The sequence below is a fragment of the Agromyces sp. LHK192 genome (assembly GCF_004006235.1).
Lineage (GTDB): Bacteria > Actinomycetota > Actinomycetes > Actinomycetales > Microbacteriaceae > Agromyces.
Map to the genome: position 1 here is coordinate 603,825 of NZ_CP034753.1, position 18,791 is coordinate 622,615.

At 71.9% G+C, this 18,791-nt stretch carries 17 protein-coding genes and 1 pseudogene; 11 read left to right on the top strand and 7 right to left on the bottom strand.

The window, feature by feature from the left end; all coding sequences use genetic code 11:
- The first annotated feature begins 63 nt into the window (after nt 1-63).
- The 3 genes from nusG to rplA all read left to right on the top strand — a co-directional run bounded on the left by nusG (nt 64) and on the right by rplA (nt 2,399).
- Nucleotides 64-993, top strand: coding sequence for a transcription termination/antitermination protein NusG (gene nusG, locus ELQ40_RS02730; protein ID WP_127792294.1), 930 nt, complete (start codon nt 64-66; stop codon nt 991-993).
- 187 nt (nt 994-1,180) lie between these two features.
- Nucleotides 1,181-1,609 (top strand): 50S ribosomal protein L11, encoded by a 429-nt coding sequence (gene rplK, locus ELQ40_RS02735; RefSeq protein WP_127792295.1) that lies wholly within the window; start codon nt 1,181-1,183, stop codon nt 1,607-1,609.
- 100 nt (nt 1,610-1,709) lie between these two features.
- On the top strand, nt 1,710-2,399 hold the full coding sequence (gene rplA, locus ELQ40_RS02740; RefSeq protein WP_127792296.1) for a 50S ribosomal protein L1: 690 nt from the start codon (nt 1,710-1,712) through the stop codon (nt 2,397-2,399).
- Between the two features lie 96 nt (nt 2,400-2,495).
- Here rplA and ELQ40_RS02745 read toward each other — a convergent pair whose 3' ends face one another.
- Together ELQ40_RS02745 and ELQ40_RS02750 are read right to left on the bottom strand one after the other, a co-directional pair.
- Nucleotides 2,496-2,801, bottom strand: a complete 306-nt coding sequence (locus ELQ40_RS02745) for an acylphosphatase (RefSeq protein WP_127792297.1) — start codon at nt 2,799-2,801, stop codon at nt 2,496-2,498.
- An 89-nt stretch (nt 2,802-2,890) separates the two neighbouring features.
- On the bottom strand, nt 2,891-4,255 hold the full coding sequence (locus ELQ40_RS02750; protein WP_127792298.1) for an NAD-dependent succinate-semialdehyde dehydrogenase: 1,365 nt from the start codon (nt 4,253-4,255) through the stop codon (nt 2,891-2,893).
- A 216-nt stretch (nt 4,256-4,471) separates the two neighbouring features.
- Between ELQ40_RS02750 and ELQ40_RS02755 the strand changes: the two genes are divergently transcribed.
- Both ELQ40_RS02755 and ELQ40_RS02760 read left to right on the top strand, forming a co-directional pair.
- The gene (locus ELQ40_RS02755) at nt 4,472-5,611 is read left to right on the top strand and encodes a CaiB/BaiF CoA-transferase family protein (protein WP_127792299.1); all 1,140 of its coding nucleotides are present in this window, start codon (nt 4,472-4,474) and stop codon (nt 5,609-5,611) included.
- Entirely contained in the window at nt 5,608-6,852 is a 1,245-nt protein-coding gene (locus tag ELQ40_RS02760) for an acyl-CoA dehydrogenase family protein (protein WP_127792300.1), read from the top strand. The genes ELQ40_RS02755 and ELQ40_RS02760 overlap by 4 nt, the downstream gene beginning before the upstream one ends.
- A gap of 99 nt (nt 6,853-6,951) precedes the next feature.
- Here ELQ40_RS02760 and ELQ40_RS02765 read toward each other — a convergent pair whose 3' ends face one another.
- On the bottom strand, nt 6,952-7,278 hold the full coding sequence (locus ELQ40_RS02765) for a hypothetical protein (RefSeq protein ID WP_127792301.1): 327 nt from the start codon (nt 7,276-7,278) through the stop codon (nt 6,952-6,954).
- 282 nt (nt 7,279-7,560) lie between these two features.
- Here ELQ40_RS02765 and ELQ40_RS02770 point away from each other — a divergent pair, with 282 nt between their 5' ends.
- From ELQ40_RS02770 to ELQ40_RS02790, 5 genes are all read left to right on the top strand, one after another.
- Nucleotides 7,561-8,388, top strand: a complete 828-nt coding sequence (locus ELQ40_RS02770; RefSeq protein ID WP_127792302.1) for an amino acid ABC transporter substrate-binding protein — start codon at nt 7,561-7,563, stop codon at nt 8,386-8,388.
- 114 nt (nt 8,389-8,502) lie between these two features.
- Entirely contained in the window at nt 8,503-9,186 is a 684-nt protein-coding gene (locus tag ELQ40_RS02775; protein WP_240665912.1) for an amino acid ABC transporter permease, read from the top strand.
- Nucleotides 9,170-10,048 carry an amino acid ABC transporter ATP-binding protein gene (locus tag ELQ40_RS02780; RefSeq protein WP_127792303.1) on the top strand — a complete coding sequence of 293 codons (879 nt, stop codon included), beginning with the start codon at nt 9,170-9,172 and terminating at the stop codon, nt 10,046-10,048. The genes ELQ40_RS02775 and ELQ40_RS02780 overlap by 17 nt, the downstream gene beginning before the upstream one ends.
- 152 nt (nt 10,049-10,200) lie before the next feature.
- The gene (locus ELQ40_RS02785) at nt 10,201-11,400 is read left to right on the top strand and encodes an epoxide hydrolase family protein (protein WP_127792304.1); all 1,200 of its coding nucleotides are present in this window, start codon (nt 10,201-10,203) and stop codon (nt 11,398-11,400) included.
- A gap of 2 nt (nt 11,401-11,402) precedes the next feature.
- Entirely contained in the window at nt 11,403-12,347 is a 945-nt protein-coding gene (locus tag ELQ40_RS02790; RefSeq protein ID WP_127792305.1) for an NADP-dependent oxidoreductase, read from the top strand.
- On the opposite strand, the gene ELQ40_RS02795 is transcribed toward ELQ40_RS02790, so the two are convergent.
- A complete protein-coding gene (locus tag ELQ40_RS02795; RefSeq protein WP_127792306.1) occupies nt 12,287-15,091 on the bottom strand; it encodes a helix-turn-helix transcriptional regulator in 2,805 nt (934 codons plus the stop codon). The two genes, ELQ40_RS02790 and ELQ40_RS02795, sit on opposite strands and share 61 nt — an antisense overlap.
- A 173-nt stretch (nt 15,092-15,264) precedes the next feature.
- On the opposite strand from ELQ40_RS02795, the gene ELQ40_RS02800 reads away from it, so the two are divergent.
- Nucleotides 15,265-15,999, top strand: a complete 735-nt coding sequence (locus tag ELQ40_RS02800) for a Pr6Pr family membrane protein (protein WP_127792307.1) — start codon at nt 15,265-15,267, stop codon at nt 15,997-15,999.
- On the opposite strand, the gene ELQ40_RS19305 is transcribed toward ELQ40_RS02800, so the two are convergent.
- The 3 genes and pseudogenes from ELQ40_RS19305 to ELQ40_RS02815 form a co-directional block, all read right to left on the bottom strand.
- A complete protein-coding gene (locus ELQ40_RS19305; protein WP_127792308.1) occupies nt 15,884-17,035 on the bottom strand; it encodes an NAD(P)/FAD-dependent oxidoreductase in 1,152 nt (383 codons plus the stop codon). The genes ELQ40_RS02800 and ELQ40_RS19305 overlap by 116 nt on opposite strands.
- A gap of 90 nt (nt 17,036-17,125) precedes the next feature.
- Nucleotides 17,126-17,257: pseudogene (locus tag ELQ40_RS19385) on the bottom strand (hypothetical protein); the annotation flags it as partial.
- 288 nt (nt 17,258-17,545) lie between these two features.
- The gene (locus tag ELQ40_RS02815; RefSeq protein WP_127792310.1) at nt 17,546-18,736 is read right to left on the bottom strand and encodes an aminotransferase class I/II-fold pyridoxal phosphate-dependent enzyme; all 1,191 of its coding nucleotides are present in this window, start codon (nt 18,734-18,736) and stop codon (nt 17,546-17,548) included.
- Nucleotides 18,737-18,791: the final 55 nt, after the last annotated feature.

Here is an 18,791-nt window from a genome sequence, read left to right on the forward strand (position 1 = left end):
TCGGCGCCGAAGCGGGATCCCGGATCGGGTCTCCGATCCGGCGAGAGAGTAAGGATCAACGAAGTGACGAAGTACGATCGCGACGACGTCGATTGGGCGACCGCGGCCGAGCAGTCCTCGGAGGACGACGAGGCCCAGGAGGGCGCGTCGCTCGAGCACGATGAGCAGTCGGTCGAGCCTGCCGAGCACCGTGCGGTGCACGTCGTCGACGACGAGGGCAACGACATCGACCTCGACGCTGTCCTCGACGCGATCGCCGAATCGGCCGACCCCGAGGCCGACGCGGTCGTCGACGACGCCCTCGACATCGACTCCGCCGAAGAGGCCGAGGCCTCCGTCGAAGCCGTCGAAGACGAAGAGGCCGACCACGACCACGACCCGTACGAGGAGTTCCGCACCGAGCTGCGGTTCCTGCCGGGCAAGTGGTACGTCATCCACTCGTACGCGGGCTTCGAGCGCCGGGTCAAGGCGAACATCGAGCAGCGCCGCGAGTCCATGGCCATGGCCGACTTCATCTACCAGGTCGAAGTGCCGATGGAAGACGTCGTCGAGATCAAGAACGGCCAGCGCAAGATGGTCACCCGCGTGCGCATCCCCGGCTACGTGCTCGTCCGCATGGAGCTCAACGAGGACAGCTGGTCGGTCATCCGCCACACGCCGGGCGTCACCGGCTTCGTCGGCAACGCGCACAACCCGACCCCGCTGCGCTTCGAAGAGGCCTTCGGCATGCTGAAGAGCCTCGTCGAGCCCAAGGAGGCCCCGGCCGCCAAGGGCTCCAAGGCCGCCGCGTCGACCGGCGCGGCTCGCGCCGCGGTCGCCGAGATCGACTTCGAGGTCGGCGAGACCATCACGATCAAGGACGGCTCGTTCGCGGGCCTGCCCGGCACGATCAACGAGATCAAGCCCGAGAGCGGCAAGCTCACCGTGCTCGTCTCGCTGTTCGAGCGCGAGACCCCGGTCGAGCTCAGCTTCGACCAGGTCACCAAGCTGTAACGCGTCGGATGCCCCGGGCCGCGCCCGGGGCGTTCGCATGCCCAGCACGCTCGGAGGAATCCTCCGCTATCATTGACCGGTTGCCCGCTTCGCGCGGGCTGCCTCCCCAATCCACCGCGACCCGGAACCGCCGGGCTCGCGGGAGAGTGCCCGGGCTCCCGGGCGTTCGATCAGAAAGAGAGAAATCATGGCACCGAAGAAGAAGGTCACTGGTCTGATCAAGCTTCAGATCAACGCCGGCGCCGCCAACCCCGCACCGCCCATCGGTCCGGCGCTGGGTCAGCACGGCGTGAACATCATGGAGTTCTGCAAGGCCTACAACGCGGCGACCGAGTCGCAGCGCGGCAACGTGATCCCCGTCGAGATCACCGTCTACGAGGACCGCTCGTTCACCTTCGTCCTGAAGACCCCGCCCGCCGCGGAGCTCATCAAGAAGGCCGCCGGCGTCGCCAAGGGTTCGGGCGTCCCGCACACCACCAAGGTCGGCAAGATCTCGCCCGACCAGGTCCGCGCGATCGCCGAGCAGAAGATGGCCGACCTCAACGCGAACGACCTCGACGCCGCGTCGAAGATCATCGCCGGCACCGCTCGTTCGATGGGCATCACGGTCGAATAAGACCTCCGGACGCCTCGCGTCGAGGCATCCGACACCAGAACTCTCACTCGTGGCAGCGCCCGCCAGGCGCGATGACCACACTCTCGCAAGGAGAACCAACATGGCACAGAAGTCCAAGGCCTACCGGGCCGCGGCCGACAAGATCGAGGCCGGCAAGTACTACGCACCGTCCGAGGCCGTCGCCCTCGCCAAGGAGACCGGCTCGGCGAAGTTCGACTCGACCGTCGAGGTCGCGCTGAAGCTCGGCGTCGACCCCCGCAAGGCCGACCAGATGGTGCGCGGCACCGTCATCCTCCCGCACGGCACGGGCAAGACCGCCCGCGTCATCGTGTTCGCGACCGGCCCCGCGGCCGAGGCTGCGATCGCGGCCGGTGCCGACGAGGTCGGCGGCGCCGAGCTCATCGAGAAGGTCGCCGGCGGCTACACCTCGTTCGACGCGGCCGTCTCGACCCCCGAGCTCATGGGCCAGGTCGGTCGTCTCGGCAAGGTGCTCGGCCCGCGCGGCCTCATGCCGAACCCGAAGACCGGCACCGTGACCCCGAACCCGGCGAAGGCCGTCGAGGAGATCAAGGGCGGCAAGATCGAGTTCCGCGTCGACAAGCACGCCAACGTGCACTTCGTCGTCGGCAAGGCCTCGTTCTCGCAGGACCAGCTCGATGACAACCTGAAGGCTGCCCTCGAAGAGGTGCTGCGTCTCAAGCCGTCGAGCTCGAAGGGCCGCTACATCCAGAAGGGCGCCGTGTCGACCACGTTCGGCCCCGGCATCCCGCTGGACGTCAACGCCATCTGAGTTTCGTACTCGCTCGCGGCCCCGCGCCGCACCGAAGGGCCCGCCGGTCACCGGCGGGCCCTTCGTCGTCCCCGCGGTCAGCGGTCGTCGCAGCGGTCAGCGGAGGATGCGGAACTCGGGGGGAGGCTCGCCCGCAGCATCCGACGGCCCAGGTTCATCCTGCGGGGCGAGCTCCTCGCGGTCGACCGACGTGACGACCGCGTCCGGCGGGCCCGCGTGGAACCAGCGCAGCATCGACGCGACCATCTCGGGCGTGCCCTCGACCTCGGACTCCACCGACCCGTCGGGCAGGTTGCGCACCCAGCCGCTCAGCTCGCGGCGCCGCGCCTGCCGCCGCGTCGCATACCGATAGCCGACACCCTGCACGTGCCCCTGCACCACCACCCGGATCCGTCGCCGCACGTCGCGAGGCTATCCCACGAGCGACGCGCCCGGAGACGACGGATGCCTCGGAGCGCGCGCTCCGGGGCATCCGTCCCGCCGTGTGCGACTCAGCCGATGCGGATCAGCTTCTTGTTCACGAACTCGTCGGCGCCGAAGCGGCCGAGCTCCCGGCCCGAGCCCGAGCGCTTGACCCCGCCGAAGGGCAGTTCGGCGCCGTCGGCGAGTACGACGTTCACGAACACCATGCCGGCCTCGATGCCGTCCGCGACGCGCAGCGCCTGCTCGCGGTCGGTCGTGTAGACGTACGAGCCGAGGCCGAAGGGGATGTCGTTCGCGATGCGCACGGCGTCCGCCTCGTCGGTCGCGCGGTACACCTGGGCGACCGGCCCGAAGAACTCCTCCTTCGAAGCCGGGTTCTCGGGCGTGACGTCCGTGAGGACCGTCGTCTGGAAGAAGGCGCCGTCGCGCGCTCCGCCGTGCACGAGCGTGGCGCCGTGCTCGACGGCGCGCTTGACCTGGTCGTCGAGGCCCTCGGCCGCCTTGAGCGACGACAGCGGGCCGAGCGCCGAGTCGGGGGAGGTCGGGTCGGTCGCCTCGACCTCGGCGAGCTTCGCGGTGAACTTCTCGAGGAACGGCTCGTACAGGTCGTCGATGACGACGAAGCGCTTGGCGGCGTTGCAGGACTGCCCGCTGTTGTCGAGGCGGGCGTCCACGGCGTTCTGCACGGCAGCGTCCAGGTCGTCGGTCGACAGGAGGATGAACGGGTCGGAGCCGCCGAGTTCGAGCACGACCTTCTTCAGGTGCTTGCCCGCGATCGCGGCGACCGCCGAGCCGGCGCGCTCGGAGCCCGTGAGCGACACGCCCTGCACGCGCGGGTCGGCGATGACCGTCTCGATCTGCTCGTGCGAGGCGTAGAGGTTGACGTACGCGCCCTCGGGGAACCCGGCGTCGAGGAAGATCCGCTCGATCGCCGCCGCCGACTCGGGGCATTGCTCGGCGTGCTTGAGGAGGATCGTGTTGCCGATGATGAGGTTCGGGCCCGCGAAGCGGGCGACCTGGTAGTACGGGAAGTTCCACGGCATGATGCCGAGCAGCACGCCCAGCGACGAACGGCGCACGATCGCGGAGCCCTCGCCGTCGAGGAGCGTGATCTCCTCGTCCTGGAGGAAGTCGGCCGAGTGGTCGGCGTAGTACTCGTAGATGGCACCGGCGAAGTCGACCTCGCCCAGGGCCTGCTCGACCGGCTTGCCCATCTCGCGCACGATCAGCTCGGCCAACTCGTCACGCCGCTCGACGTGCAGTTCGCCGACCCGGCGCACGAGCGCGGCGCGGTCCTCGACGGTGGTCTGCTTCGCCCACGCGCGGTGCGCCTCGGCGGCCGCGGCGATCTTCGCCTGCAGCGCGTCGTCGGTGATGGTGTCGTAGGTCGCGACGACCTGTCCGGTCGCGGGGTTGGTGACGGCGTAGTTCATGGCGTTCCTCTTCCGAAGCTGCGTTGGGGTCGTCGACCGGCCGGTGACGACGTTGCACACCTGCCCCAAGCCTACGGCGGAGGGCCGGCGACGCATTCGCCGATCGGGTGGATCTCGTGGTGCGAATCGACACGGCGTACATGGTCTCCGGCGCACGTCGGGTCGGTATCGTGTCGCGTGGCGGGATGACCGCTCGGCTCGGCGAGGGAGGCACGGATGCCCGACGGCGTACTCGGCGGCGTCCGCGTCGCCGACTTCTCGCGGGTGCTGGCAGGTCCCTACGCGACCATGACGCTCGCGGACTTCGGCGCCGACGTCATCAAGGTCGAGCCGCCCGGCGGCGACGAGACGCGCGCGTGGCGCCCGCCCGTGGACGCCTCGGGCACCGCGACGTACTTCGGCAGCGTCAACCGCAACAAGCGGTCGATCGTGCTCGACCTCGCGACCGGGCCCGGGCTCGCCGAGGCACGCCGGTTGGCGGCGACCGCCGACGTGCTCGTCGAGAACTTCCGGCCCGGGGTGATGACGCGCTTCGGGCTCGGGTACGACGACCTCGCGGTGCAGAACCCGGGTCTCGTGTACTGCTCGATCACCGGGTTCGGGTCGAGCGGCGGAGCCGGCCTCGCCGGGTACGACCTGCTCGTGCAGGCCGTCGGCGGCCTCATGTCGATCACGGGGCATCCCGACGGCGAACCGGTGAAGGCCGGGGTCGCGCTCGTCGACGTCGTCGCGGGCCAGAACGCCGTCGCCGGCATCCTGCTCGCGCTGCGCGAGCGCGATCGCACGGGCGCAGGGCAGCGCGTCGAGGTGAACCTCCTGCACGGACTGCTCTCCGCCCTCACCAACCAGGCCGGTTCGACCCTCGCCACCGGGACACCGCCGTCGCGGCTCGGCAACCGGCATCCGTCGATCTCGCCCTACGCCGTGTTCCGCGCGGCGGACCGCGAACTCGTGCTCGCGGTCGGCAACGATCGCCAGTTCGGGGCGCTCGCCGCGGCGCTCGGTCGCGACGACCTGGCCGACGACGACCGCTTCGCGACGAACGAGTCGCGCGTGGCGCATCGCGACGCCCTCACCGCCGAGCTCGAGCGCGCGCTCGCAGGCCGCCACGCCGGCGACTGGGTGGCGCGGCTCGCCGAAGCCGGCGTTCCCGCCGGACTCGTGAACGACATCGGCGAGGCCATCGCGTACGCGGAGGCGCTCGGCCTCGACCCCGTCGTCGACCTCGACGGCCGCCGCTCCATCTCCGACCCGATCGGGCTGTCGCGAACGCCTGCAGACCACCGCACTCCGCCGCCCGCGCTCGACGAGCACGCCGGCGCCGACTGGCTCACCACCCGGAAGGACGACCGATGACCGACGCAGCCGAACCGACCTCGCCGCGACCGGCCGCCGCGCCTCGCATCGACGCGGTCTTCGACCTCGACGCCCTGCTCACCGACGACGAGCGAGACTGGCAGCATCGTGCCAGGGCCTTCGCGCAGGAGCGCATCCTCCCCGTCATCGAGGACGACTTCGAGGCGAAGCACTTCCGCCGCGAGCTCGTGCCCGAGCTCGGCCGGGCCGGTTTCCTCGGCATGCACCTGACCGGCTACGGATGCGCCGGCGCCGGGGCGGTCGCGTACGGCCTCGTCTGCCTCGAGCTCGAGGCCGCCGACTCCGGCTGGCGCACGTTCGTGTCGGTGCAGGGTTCGCTCGCGATGAGCGCGATCCACAAGTACGGCTCCGAGGCGCAGAAGCAGCGCTGGCTCCCCGGCATGGCGGCCGGCGAGCTCATCGGGTGCTTCGCGCTCACCGAACCGCAGGGCGGCAGCGACCCCGCGGCGATGACGACCGTCGCCCGCCGCGACGGCGACGAGTGGGTGCTCGACGGTGCGAAGCGGTGGATCGGCCTCGCGTCGCTCGCCGACGTCGCGGTCGTCTGGGCCCGCGTCGACGACGCGTCGGGCGAGGGCGGCGCGAATGCGTACGGCGAGGGTGCCCGCGCGGTGCGCGGCTTCCTCGTGCCGACGTCGACGCCCGGCTTCACGGCCACGCCGATCGACGGCAAGCTGTCGATGCGCGCGTCGGTGCAGTGCGACGTCGAACTCGACGGCGTGCGGGTGCCCGCCGACGCGCTGCTGCCCGGGGCATCCGGGCTCTCCGGCCCGTTCGGATGCCTCAACGAGGCGCGGTACGGCATCGTCTGGGGTGCCATGGGGGCCGCGCGCTCGTGCCTCGAGGCGGCGCTCGAGCGCTCGATCACGCGCGAGGTCTTCGGGAAGCCGATCGGCGCGAACCAGCTGACGCAGGCGAAGCTCGCCGACATGTTCGTCGAGGTCGAGAAGGGCGTGCTGCTGGCGCTGCATCTCGGCCGGCTCAAGGAGCGCGGCGCGCTGACGGCCGCGCAGATCTCGGTCGGCAAGCTCAACAGCGTGCGTGAGGCGCTGCGCATCGCGCACGAGGCCAGGTCGATCCTCGCGGGCGACGGCATCACGAACGCGTGGCCCGTGATGCGGCACGCCGCGAACCTCGAGTCCGTGCGCACCTACGAGGGGACCGACGAGATCCACCAGCTCGTGATCGGCCGCGAGCTGACGGGGCTCAGCGCGTTCTGACCGTTCTGACGCCGCACCTTTTCAGGACCACAGCCCCGTCGGCCTCCATATGGGCCTGACGGGGCTGTGGTCCTGAATACGTGATGGGTGCACAGCCGTTCAGTTGATGCCGGGGATGACCAGCCACTTGTTGACGAGGATCACGTAGAACGCGAGCAGCGCCAGCGCGCCGATGGTGAGGCCGATGCCCTGCCGGCCGCGGAACACGAGGCCGATCACGACGACCACGATGAGCGCGACCGCGAGCACGAGCGGGCCCCAAGGGATGCCGGGGACGAACAGCGAGAGCAGGAACAGCGCGGCGACGACGATCTCGATGATGCCGATGACGGAGTTGCCGCGTCCGCGGACGCGCAGGATCCCGTCGATGAGGGCGAGGACGCCGCCGGCGATGGCGATGATGAGGAGCCAGGTCAGGGTGATCATGACAGCCTTCCGTGTGGTGTGGGGGGCACCGCGACGCGGGAGGGATCCCGCGACGTCCGTCACGCTAGCGATCGCTGGGAATCCGGCTGGAGGGGTTGCGAAGGGCTGCTTCGACGCGATATGCCGCGCGCGGAATACCGCCGGGAATGCCACACGGCGTCATCCGGTTGGGTTCTGGAGAACGCCCGTGCTGGACTGGAACCTCCGCGGGCGACGATCATCGCTCGCAGGTCGTTCCGCCCACCGGCCGGAAGCCCGCAGATTCCCCACGAAGGAGCCATCATGACCCGTGCCCGACGCATCCGCACCGCCATCGGCATCGCCGCCGCCGCTGCCGCCGTGATCGGGCTCGCCGCGTGCTCGAGCGGTTCGGGCTCGGGCGGTTCGGGCGACGGGGCCGGCGCATCCGGCGACGAGTACGGTCTCGTGAAGGCCGGCACGCTCACCGTCGCCACCGAGGGCACGTACCGCCCCTTCAGCTACCACGACGAGGGCTCGGGCGACCTCATCGGCTACGACGTCGAGATCGCCGAGGCGGTCGCCGAGAAGCTCGGCCTCGAGATCGAGTTCCAGGAGACCCAGTGGGACGCGATCTTCGCGGGCCTCGAGGCGGGCCGATTCGACGCGATCGCCAACCAGGTCTCGATCAACCCCGAGCGCGAGGAGCAGTACCTCTTCTCGTCGCCGTACACCGTCTCGCCGAGCGTGGTCGTCGTGAACGAGGGCGACACCTCGATCTCGAGCTTCGACGACCTGGCCGGCAAGACCACGGCGCAGTCGCTGACGAGCAACTTCTACACGCTCGCCGAGGAGGCGGGCGCCACGGTCGAGGCCGTCGAGGGCTGGGCGCAGGCCGTCGCGCTGCTCGAGCAGGGCCGCGTCGACGCCACCGTGAACGACCGGCTGACGTTCCTCGACTACGTGAAGGAGCACCCCGAGGCGAAGCTCGAGGCCGTCGCCGAGACCGACCCGACCGAGAGCGCCTTCGCGCTGACGAAGGACAAGGAGGCGCTCGTCGCGGCGATCGACGCGGCACTCGACGAACTCCGGGCCGACGGCACGCTCGCCGAGATCGGCGAGAAGTACTTCGGTGAGGACGTCTCGCAGTAACCTCGCCTCAACCGCGCGAGCGGTTCCGTTCGTGCCGGATGTCTCCGCAGCAGCGGTGACACCACGGCTGAGCGGAACCCCTCGCTCGGGCCTGTCACGGGAGGGAGGGCCCTCGTGAACGAGACGCCCCTGAACGAGAGCCTGCAGTTGTTCCTCGAGTCGTTCTGGCCGATCGTCCTCGGCGGGCTGACGGGAACGATTCCGCTCGCGCTCGCCTCGTTCGTCATCGGCCTCGTCATCGCGCTCGGCGTCGCGCTCGCCCGGATCTCGAAGAACCGGGTGCTGTCGGGGCTCGCGCGCGGGTACGTGTCGATCATCCGGGGCACGCCGCTGCTCGTGCAGCTGTTCGTGATCTTCTACGGGCTGCCGGCCGTCGGACTCGTCATCGACCCCTGGCCGAGCGCGATCATCGCGTTCTCGCTGAACGTCGGCGGCTACGCGGCCGAGGTGATCCGTGCCGCGATCCTGTCGGTGCCGAAGGGGCAGTGGGAGGCGGGGTACACGATCGGCATGTCGCCCGGGCGCACGCTGCGGCGCATCATCCTGCCGCAGGCCGCGCGCGTGTCGGTGCCGCCGCTGTCGAACACGTTCATCTCGCTCGTGAAGGACACCTCGCTCGCGTCGCTGATCCTCGTGACCGAGCTGTTCCGGGTGTCGCAGCAGATCGCGGCATTCAGCCAGGAGTTCATGCTGCTCTACCTCGAGGCGGCGCTGGTCTACTGGCTCTTCTGCCTGGTGCTCTCCGCCGGGCAGTCGCGCATCGAGAGGAGGCTCGACCGCCATGTCGCAACCGTCTGACGACCCGATCGAACGCCCGGGCGCCGGCACCGGCGCCGGTGCTGGCGGGGCCGCCGGTGAAGGTGGGCCGGGCGACGCCCTCGCGCCGCAGGCGGCTCCCGACGATTCGGTGCTGCTGCGGGCCCGGGGCATCCGCAAGTCGTTCGGCGCGAACGAGGTGCTGCGCGGCGTCGACCTCGAGGTCAGGCGCGGCGAGGTGGTCGCGCTGATCGGCCCGAGCGGGTCGGGCAAGACCACGGTGCTGCGGTCGCTGAACGGCCTCGAGACGCCCGACGCGGGCGAGCTCGAGGTCGACGGCGGGCCGGCGATCGACTTCGCCGCGCCGCCGTCGAAGGCCGCCAGGTACGCGCTGCGCGACCGCTCGGCGATGGTCTTCCAGCAGCACAACCTGTTCCCGCATCTCACGGTGCTGCAGAACGTGATCGAGGGTCCGGTGCAGGTGCAGCGGATGCCGCGCGCCGAGGCCGTGGCCCGCGCCGAGGCGCTGCTCGCCCGCGTCGGCCTCGCCGAGAAGCGCGACGCGTACCCGTTCGAACTCTCGGGCGGTCAGCAGCAGCGCGTCGGGATCGTGCGGGCGCTGGCGCTCGCGCCCGACCTGCTGCTGTTCGACGAACCGACGAGCGCGCTCGACCCCGAGCTGGCGGGTGAGGTGCTCCGGGTCATCAAGGAGCTCGCCGACGAGGGCTGGACGATGGTCATCGTCACGCACGAGCTCGCGTTCGCGAGGCAGGTGGCCGACGAGGTGGTGTTCCTCGACGGCGGCGTGATCGTCGAGCGCGGCGCCCCCGCGCAACTGTTCACGGCCCCGCGCGAGGAACGCACGAGGCGGTTCCTCGACCGCATCCTCCGCCCGATGGACTGAGTCCGCGGCACCGCGCGCAGCGAGGCGAGGTCGTCGGATGCGACGGTCCGACCAGTGGTCCGCCCGTGCCTGCGCGGGCGCGACGCTGGGGCGATCGCGCGCAGGCTCGTGGCAGGCCCGATCCGCCGGGCCTTCCACGGAAGGAAGCGATCATGACCATCGTCGACACCCCGACCGAGATCAGGCCGACGTCGATGCACGTGCCCCAGGACCAGCTCGACGACCTGCGCCGACGCATCGAGGCGACCCGCTGGCCGTCGCCCGAGCTCGTGGACGACCGCACCCAGGGGGTCCGCCTCTCGACCATGCAGGCACTCGCCCGGTACTGGGCGACCGAGTACGACTGGCGGCGGGCCGAGGCTCGATTGAACGCCCTGCCGCAGTTCACCACGGAGATCGACGGGGTCGAGATCCATTTCATCCACGTGCGGTCGCGGCACGAGGACGCGATGCCGCTCATCATGACCCATGGTTGGCCCGGCTCGGTCGTCGAGCTCCTCGAGACGGTCGGGCCGCTCACCGACCCGACCTCGTACGGCGGTCGCGCCGAGGATGCATTCCACCTCGTGCTGCCGTCGCTGCCCGGATACGGCATCTCGGGAGCCCCGACGGAGCTCGGCTGGAACTCCGGCCGCATCGGCCAGGCGTGGGCGGAGCTCATGCGCCGGCTCGGCTACGACCGGTACGTCGCGCAGGGCGGCGACGTCGGAGCGGACGTCACCGACGCCATGGCCCGCCAGGGTGCGGCCGGACTGATCGGCGTCCACCTCACGCTGCTCGCGCCGGCGCTGGGCCTGAAGGACCAGCTGCCGACCGGGACTGACGAGGAGCGCGCCGCCCGGGCGGCGGTCGAGACGTTCACGACCGACGGGTTCGGATACTTCCTCGAGCAGCAGACCCGACCCCAGACCATCGGCTACTCCCTGCTCGACTCGCCGATCGGCCTGGCGGCGTGGATGCTCGACCACGACACCGACAGCCTCCTGAAGATCTCGCGCGCGTTCGTCGACTCGGCGCCCGTGGGCAACCTGACCCGTGATCATGTCCTGGACAACATCACCCTGTACTGGCTGACCGGCACCGGGGCGAGCGCCGCGCGCTGGTACTGGGAGTTCGGGCGCTTCCTCGCGGCCGTCGCGGCCGCCGGGCAGGCTCCGCCGCCGACGCGGGTGCCCGTGGCGTTCACGGCGTTCCCCGGCGAGATCTGGGCCGCGCCGCGCAGCTGGGTCGAGATCGTCTACCCGGGCGTCGCCTACTTCAACTCGGTCGATCGCGGCGGGCACTTCGCCGCCTGGGAGGAGCCGCAGCTCTTCTCCGACGAAGTGCGCGCGGCATTCCGGGCGGTGCGGTGATCATGCACGCCCTCCGTGCGTACGCCGCGCACGATCCGTCGCGGCTCGAGTACGAAGACGCACCGGAGCCCCGGATCGGCGCACGCGATGCGCTCGTCCGGGTCCGGGCGAGCGGCGTGAGCCCGGGGGAGTTGGACTGGCCGACCTCGTGGCTCGAGCACGACGGCTCCCCCCGGACGCCGCCCATCGTGATCGGCCACGAGGTATCGGGAGTCGTGGCCGCGCTGGGTGCCGAGCTCGCCGACGATGCGCCCGTCGCGGTCGGGGCGGAGGTCTTCGGTTTCATCGACATCCGGCGCGACGGCGCCGACGCCGAGCTCGTCGCGGTCGACGTCGACGAGCTCGCCCCGAAGCCGGCCGGCCTGACGCACGCCGAGGCATCCGCGGTTCCGCTGTCGGCGCTCACGGCGTGGCAGGCCCTGTTCGACCACGGCCAGCTGATGCCCGGGCAGCGCGTCCTCGTCCATGGCGGCGCCGGCGGAGTCGGCACGTTCGCCGTTCAGTTCGCCGCGTGGCGCGGCGCCCACGTGATCGCGACGGCCTCGGCGGGCGACGCCGCGTTCGTCGAGTCGCTCGGCGCCGACGAGGTGATCGACTTCCGCGCAACGCGCTTCGAAGACGCCGCGACCGCGATCGACCTCGTCGTCGACACGGTCGGCGGGCAGACCTGGGAGCGCTCGTGGGACGTGCTCGGACCGGAGGGCCGGATCGTCTCGATCGCGGTGCCCCGTCCGCCCGACACGGAGCCGCGTGACGGCCGGCGGGCGATCTGGTTCGTCGTACGACCGGATGTCGCGCAGCTCATGGAGATCGGTGACCTGGCCGACGCCGGTCGGGTGCACCCGGTCGTCGCCGATGAACGGCCGGTCTCGGAGGGGCGCTCGGCCTACGGCGGCGGGGCGCGGCGCTCCGGCCCCGGCAAGGTGGTGCTCGTCGTGGGCGACTGAGCGCCGAGGGTGCGCGGCAGGTCGTGCCGCGACGAGATCCCGAGCTTCGCGAACACCTTGCGGAGGTGCCACTCGACGGTCCGCGGGCTCAGGAACAGCTGCGCGCTGATCTCGTGGTTCGAGTGTCCGTCGCGGGCGAGGCGGGCGATCTGCTCCTCCTGCGGCGTGAGCGCCTCCCGCGAGGCGTCACCGCGGCGACGGGGGTGCTCGCCGGTCGCGACCAGCTCGCGGCGCGCGCGCTCGGCGAACCCCGCCATGCCGATGTTCGCGAACAGGTCGTGCGCCGTGCGCAGGTGCGCTCTCGCCTCGGCGCGGCGGCCCTCGCGTCGCGACCACTCGCCGGCGAGCAGGTGCGCCCTCGCCAGTTCGGGGCGCAGGGAGGTGCGGGCCAGCCGTTCGACCGCTTCGCGGTGATCCTCCGCAGCGGCCGCGCCCTCGCCGAGCAGCGCTCGGCACCGGGCCTCGATGCCGAGGGCCGGATCCGTGCCGCAGGGCCGCGTCGAGCGGCGGAGCCGATCCAGGGCCTCGCGCGCGAGATCTGGGCGGCCGCTCCGCGCCGCCGCTTCGATCAGCTCGGGCAGGGCCCACATGGAGACGAACGGCTCGTTCGTCGCCGCGGTGGCACGCTGCGCGGCGGACAGCGCGTCCTCGTACCGCCCGAGCCCGTTGTCGAGCACCGCGGTCGCCCAATCCGCATTCGCGGCGGCCATGCCCTGGCCCTCGGTGCGGGCCGCGGTCATCGTCGATTCGATGAGGGCCTCCGCCGCGCGACGATCTCCGCGGGCCGCGAGGAGCCGGAGCTCGACGGTCGGCGGGAACCGACTGCCGACCGCGGCGGCGACGCTCGTCGCTTCGGCGACGATGGACTCCGCACCCGCCAGGTCGCCGGTCCAGATCGCGTGGTTGCCGAGCGCGGCCAGCGGCAGCGACAGCTGCCCCAGCGCGCCGAGGCGTCGGAGCACGGCGTTCTGCCGTTCGGCGATGACGAACGTGCCGTCGGGATCCCAGGTCGCGTCCGTCGCGGCAGTCGCCGCCCATCCCCAGCGCAGCACGTCGGCCACGCCGAGTGCCGGGAGGACGCGTGCCGCCCGGCGGAGCACCGGCGCGGCCTGCTCCGGTCCGTCGAGCATGAGCGAGGCGAGTCCGTCGAGGAGCAGCTCGAGCGGTGACGGATCGGCGGGCGAGCCCGGAAGCTCGAGGATGGCGCGACACAGCCGCGGCAGGGCTTCGGGATCGGCGTGGGCTCCGGCGAAGACCGTCGCGACCCAGGCGATGAGGTAGGTCTGGCGGCCGCGCTCCACGTCGATCCCGGCCATGCGCCCCGCGGCGTCGGCGAGCAGCGGCGGTGCCTCGTCCCCATAGCCGGCGGCGAAGGCGATCTCGCCCCGGAGGAGATCGGCGGTGACCTGCTGGACCGCGTCGAGGCTCCCGCGTTCGGCTCGGTCGAGCAGGTGCAGAGCCTCGGCGAACGAACCCGCCTGCACGCTCAGCTGCGCCGCCGCGAGCATCCGTGCCGTGCGGCTCGCGGGGTCAGGCGACAGCATCGCCGAGCGACGAAGGAACGCCGCCGCCGCCGAGACGCCGCCCCGGGCCTGTGCGCGGTCGGAGGAGCGCTCGAGGACGGATGCGACCTCCTCGTCGGGTCCGCTCGTGGCCGCGGCCAGGTGCCAGGCGCGCCGGTCGGGCTCCGCGGAGGCGTCGGTCGCGGCCGCGAGCGCCGCGTGCACGCGACGCCGGTCGCCCGTCGCGGCGGCCCGGTAGACGACGGAGCGGACGAGCGGATGCCGGAAGCCGAGCTCGCCCCGCTCGTCGAGCAGTCCCGCCGCGGTGGCCGGCAGGTCGGCGTCGTGCGACAGGCCGAGACGGTCGGCCGCGTCCCTGATCAGTGCGGGGTCGCCGACGGGCTCGGCCGCGGCGACGAGCAGGAGCATCCGAGAGTCGTCGGGCAGCAGTTCGATCCGGTGCCGATAGCTCTCCGCGACCCGCTCGGGCACGGTGACCGAGTCGGGCAGCCCGAATCCGCCGGCGATCGCGTCGGTCGACCACGCCCGCGGCAGTTCGAGGAGCGCGAGCGGGTTGCCGCGGGCCTCGGCGACGATGCGGTCGCGCACCGACGCGTCCAGTCCGCCTCGGATCGCCGCCGCCAACAGTCGCCGCGCGTCGTGGTCGTCGAGGGGTGGGAGGGCGAGCTCCGGTGGTCCGACCAGTTCGGGAAGGTCCTCTCCGTCGCGAGCCGCGAAGACCAGCACGACCGACTCGGAGCCCAGCCGCCGTGCGACGAAGCCGAGCACCTGCGCCGAGACCCGGTCGAGCCACTGGGCATCGTCGATCAGGCAGACGAGCGGCTGCGCCGAGGCCGATTCGGCCAGCAGGTTCAGCGTCGCGAGGCCCACCAGGAACTTGTCGGCGGGTGGACCCTCCCGGATGCCGAACGCCGTCCCGAGGGCCTGCTGCTGGGGCTCGGGCAGTCGGGCGAGATCGCCGAGCAGCGGTGCGCAGAGCTGGTGCAGCCCGCTGAACGCGAGCTCCATCTCGGACTCGACCGCGCCGGACCGCAGCACGCGGCATCCGGCGGCGCTCGCGCGGACGTGGTCGAGCATCGCGGTCTTGCCGATCCCGGGCATCCCGCGGACGACGACGGCCCCACTCGTGCCGTCGCGGGCGTCGGCGATCAGCCGTTCCAGCCGCGCGCGTTCGCGGTGCCGGTCGGTCAGGCGTGGGCTCGACGGGGCGATCGACTGCATGGCGACTCCGCAGGGTCAGTGCGATCGGGTCGACGACATGGGTGGCTGACGCCGCACGTGAGGAATCATAGGCTCGGTCGCGCCGCCGATCCTCCGGAGACGGGACGTCTGGATCGTTCCACCCGACCGGTGCGCCGGACGTCCGCGCTCCGACGGCCGCGTACCGTTGGAGCATGTCCCCGCGTACCGCGCGCCGGTTCCTGGGAGGATTCCGCCTCGCGGTCGCGGTGCTCGAGGTCGTGGCGATCGTCGGCAACTTCCAGTACGTGCTGGGGTTCCGCTTCTTCGCGACCGCGAACTTCTTCAGCTACTTCACGATCCAGTCGGCGTTCGTCGCGGTCGTGGTGCTCGTCATCGGGGGGATCTTCGCGCTGAGCGCGCCGCGCGATCCGGCGTGGCTGGGCATCGTGCGCACGATGGCGACGGTGTACGTGCTGGTGTCGGGCGTGGTGTTCGGACTCATCGTGAGCCAGGCCTCGACACGCGACTACCGCATCGAGGTGCCCTGGTCGGACACGCTGCTGCACTTCGTCGTGCCGGCGCTCGCGCTCGTCGCGTGGACGACCGACAGCATCATCGCCGTGAATCCGCGGGTGCCGTGGTCGACGGTCGGCTGGGTGCTGGTGTTCCCGTCGGGGTGGCTGGTCTACACGCTCATCCGCGGGCAGGACGTCGGCTGGTTCCCGTACTTCTTCCTCGACGAGACGCAGGTCGGCGGGTGGGGCGGCGTGATCCTCTACTGCCTGCTGTGCCTCGCGATCTTCGTGGCGATCACGGCTGGGCTCGTGGCGGTCAATCGTCGGTTGTGGGCTCGGCGGCGGCGAACGGAGCCAGGCTCGCGAGCACCTCGTCGCGGAACTCGTCGTCGCCCAGCTCTTCCAGTCGGCGAGCCTGCTCGGCGGCGATGACGCCGACGAGCACGGGCGCTTCGCCGCCGGGGCTCGCGTCGCCGACCGCATCGACGCTCGCATCGATCCAGAGCGCCACCGTGGGAGTCTCGCCGACGACCGACAGGATGTCGCGGCGAGGGTCGCCGGGTGCGGTGCCCGCGCGCCAGAACGCCTCGTCGAATCGCAGCCAGACGAGGTCGACGGCGCCCATGCCGAGCACCGAGATGGCGTGCTGGTGCGGTCGCGGCAGCCGCGGCTCGAACCGGATGGTGTCGGTCTGCAGCACCCCGAGCGGGGCGGTCACGATCACGCGGTCGACCCGCAGCGACTCGCCGGTCTCCATCCGCAGGCTCACCCGGCGATCGTCGTAGGCGATGCGGGTCACGACGCTCGAGACGGCGACGTCGACGGATGCCGCGAGTTCGTCCATCGCGTCGGCGAGGCGTCCGCGCACGAGCCGGGCGGGCGCGTCGAGGCCTGGCGCCGCGGCCTGCCGCGCCGAGACGAGTCGTGGCGAGGCGCCCGTCGACGGCTCGACGCCGCTGGCGAGGGTGTAGGCCAACCAGTCGGCCTGCGACGGCCCCGGCACGCCCTCGGTGTCGGGCTCGGTCGAGAGGTTCCCGGCACCGCTGCCGACGAGTGCGGCGTCGAGGCCGACGTCGTACGGCCAGGACTCCGCCCATACCCGGGCCGCGGCGATCGCGTCGGGGCCGGTCGAAGGGATCGCCGCCCAACCGCCGTCGGTCGTGCGGGCGTCGGCCGGCGGCGTGACGGCGACCGTGTCGACGGATGCCTCGTCGAGCAGGTCGGCGAGGGCGGCGATCGCGTCGGCGGAGGCATCCGGCAGTTCCATCGACGGTGCCTCGCCCGACGGCGCCGCGACGAGCAGTGCACCGAGTTCGACGGCGACGTCGGGGTCGCCGGTGGTCGCCTCGTCGGCGACCGAGTGGATGCGTCCGCCGACGCGGTCGCGGGCCTCGATCACGACGACCTCGAATCCGCGCTCGGCGAGGTGGTTCGCGGCGACGAGACCGGCGATGCCCGCGCCGATCACGGCGATGCGCTCGCCCTCGGCGCCGACGGTCGCGATCTGGTCGGCGGCGCGGAGCCCCGAGGCGAGCGCGCCGTGCAGCGTTCCGGGCGCGTCGACCGAACAGGCCTCACCCGCGAACCAGACGCGGTCGGCGACGGGGGTCGCGAGCTGCTCGCGCGTCTCGGGGTCGTGCCGATCGCGTCGAAGCTGAAGGCGCCGCGCGCGAAGGGGTCGCGCGCCCAGCGCGACCGGCGCATCGCCGTCGGGGCCGGGACGCCCGGCGGCAGGGTCGGCTCGACGGTGGGCGTCGGGGTGGGGGTGGGGCTCGGGGTCGCCGTCCGCGTCGGGGTCGGTTCACCCCAGGTGCAGCTCGCGAGGCCGACCGTCGCGACGCCCGCGATCGCCGCCGCGAGGAAGCCGCGGCGCGGAATGCCGCGCGCGCCCTGCGAGTCCATGCGTTCAGGCTAACCCGCACCGGCCCGCGCGCGGCGGCACCACCGCGTTCGCGCCGCCTCGTCCGCGCCGGAAGCGTCAGCCGACCGAGGCGAACGCGGCGGCGAAGCGCGGCAGGCTCTGCTCGATGGTGTCCATCGTCGCCGTCAGGCAGATGCGGAAGAACCCGGGGGTCTCGAACATGCCGCCCGGCAGCACCAGCACGCCCTCCCGGTCGAGCGCCCTCGCGAACTCGGCGTCGTCGCCGCCGGGAGCCTCGGGGAACAGGTAGAACGTGCCCTCGGGCGTCTTCACGTGGTAGCCGATCTCGCGCAGCGCAGCCAGCATGGTGTCGCGCTTGCGCTGGAAGAGCTCGATGTCGAACGCGATCCGCTCGAGCCTCGGCAGCGCGTACTGCATCGTCACGTTCGGGAACAGCCAGCCCCCGGTGATCTGGATCGCCTCGATCGCCGCGCGCACCGCCTCGCGGTCGGGCATCGACGGCGGCACGGCGAGGTAGCCGGCGCGCTCGCCGGGGGAGAGCAGCGTCTTGCCGTAGCTGTACGCGACGAAGCTCCACGGATAGAACTCGACGGGGCTGCGGAACCGGGTGCCGTCGAACACGATGCGGTTGTACGCCTCGTCGGAGACGAGGAAGATGCGCCGGCCGTGGCGCTGGGACGCATCCTCGAGCAGGTCGGCGAGGTGGGCGAGGGTCGACGGTGGATACACCCGCCCGGTCGGGTTGTTCGGGCTGTTGACGATCACGACGCGGGTTCGCGGGGTGATGGCCGCGGCGATCGCGTCGAGGTCGAGGTCGAACGTGTCTCGGTCGATCGAGACCTTGACGGGCACCAGCCCCGCCTCGAGCACCAGCCCCTCGTACAGGAACCACGGCGGCAGGCTGTACACGACCTCGTCGCCCGGGTCGGCGACCACCTTGAGCGCCGCCGAGATCGCGGCGAACCCGCCCGTCGTCAGGTGGACGTCCTCGACCTCGAACGGGATGCCGAGATGCTCGCGCAGGGACTCGGTGGCCGCCTCGGTCGCCGCCCGGTCGCCGAAGTTATAGGCGTACCAGAGTTCGTGCCGCGGAACGGCCGCCTCGCGCAGCGCCTCGACGTACTCGTCGGACGCCAGGTCGTGCGGGTCGCCGAAGGTGAAGTCGAGCACGCCCGGCTCATGTCTGCGCCGCTCGTAGCCCGACCGTCGGTAGAACTCGTAGAGCAGCCGGAAGGGCGTCGCGGCGGCGACCGCCTCGACGCGATCGGATGTGGGTCTGCCGTCCATGGCACCTCCCGGGAGCGGGCGGCCGCACGGCGGAGCCGCCGGCCGGACCCGCGGA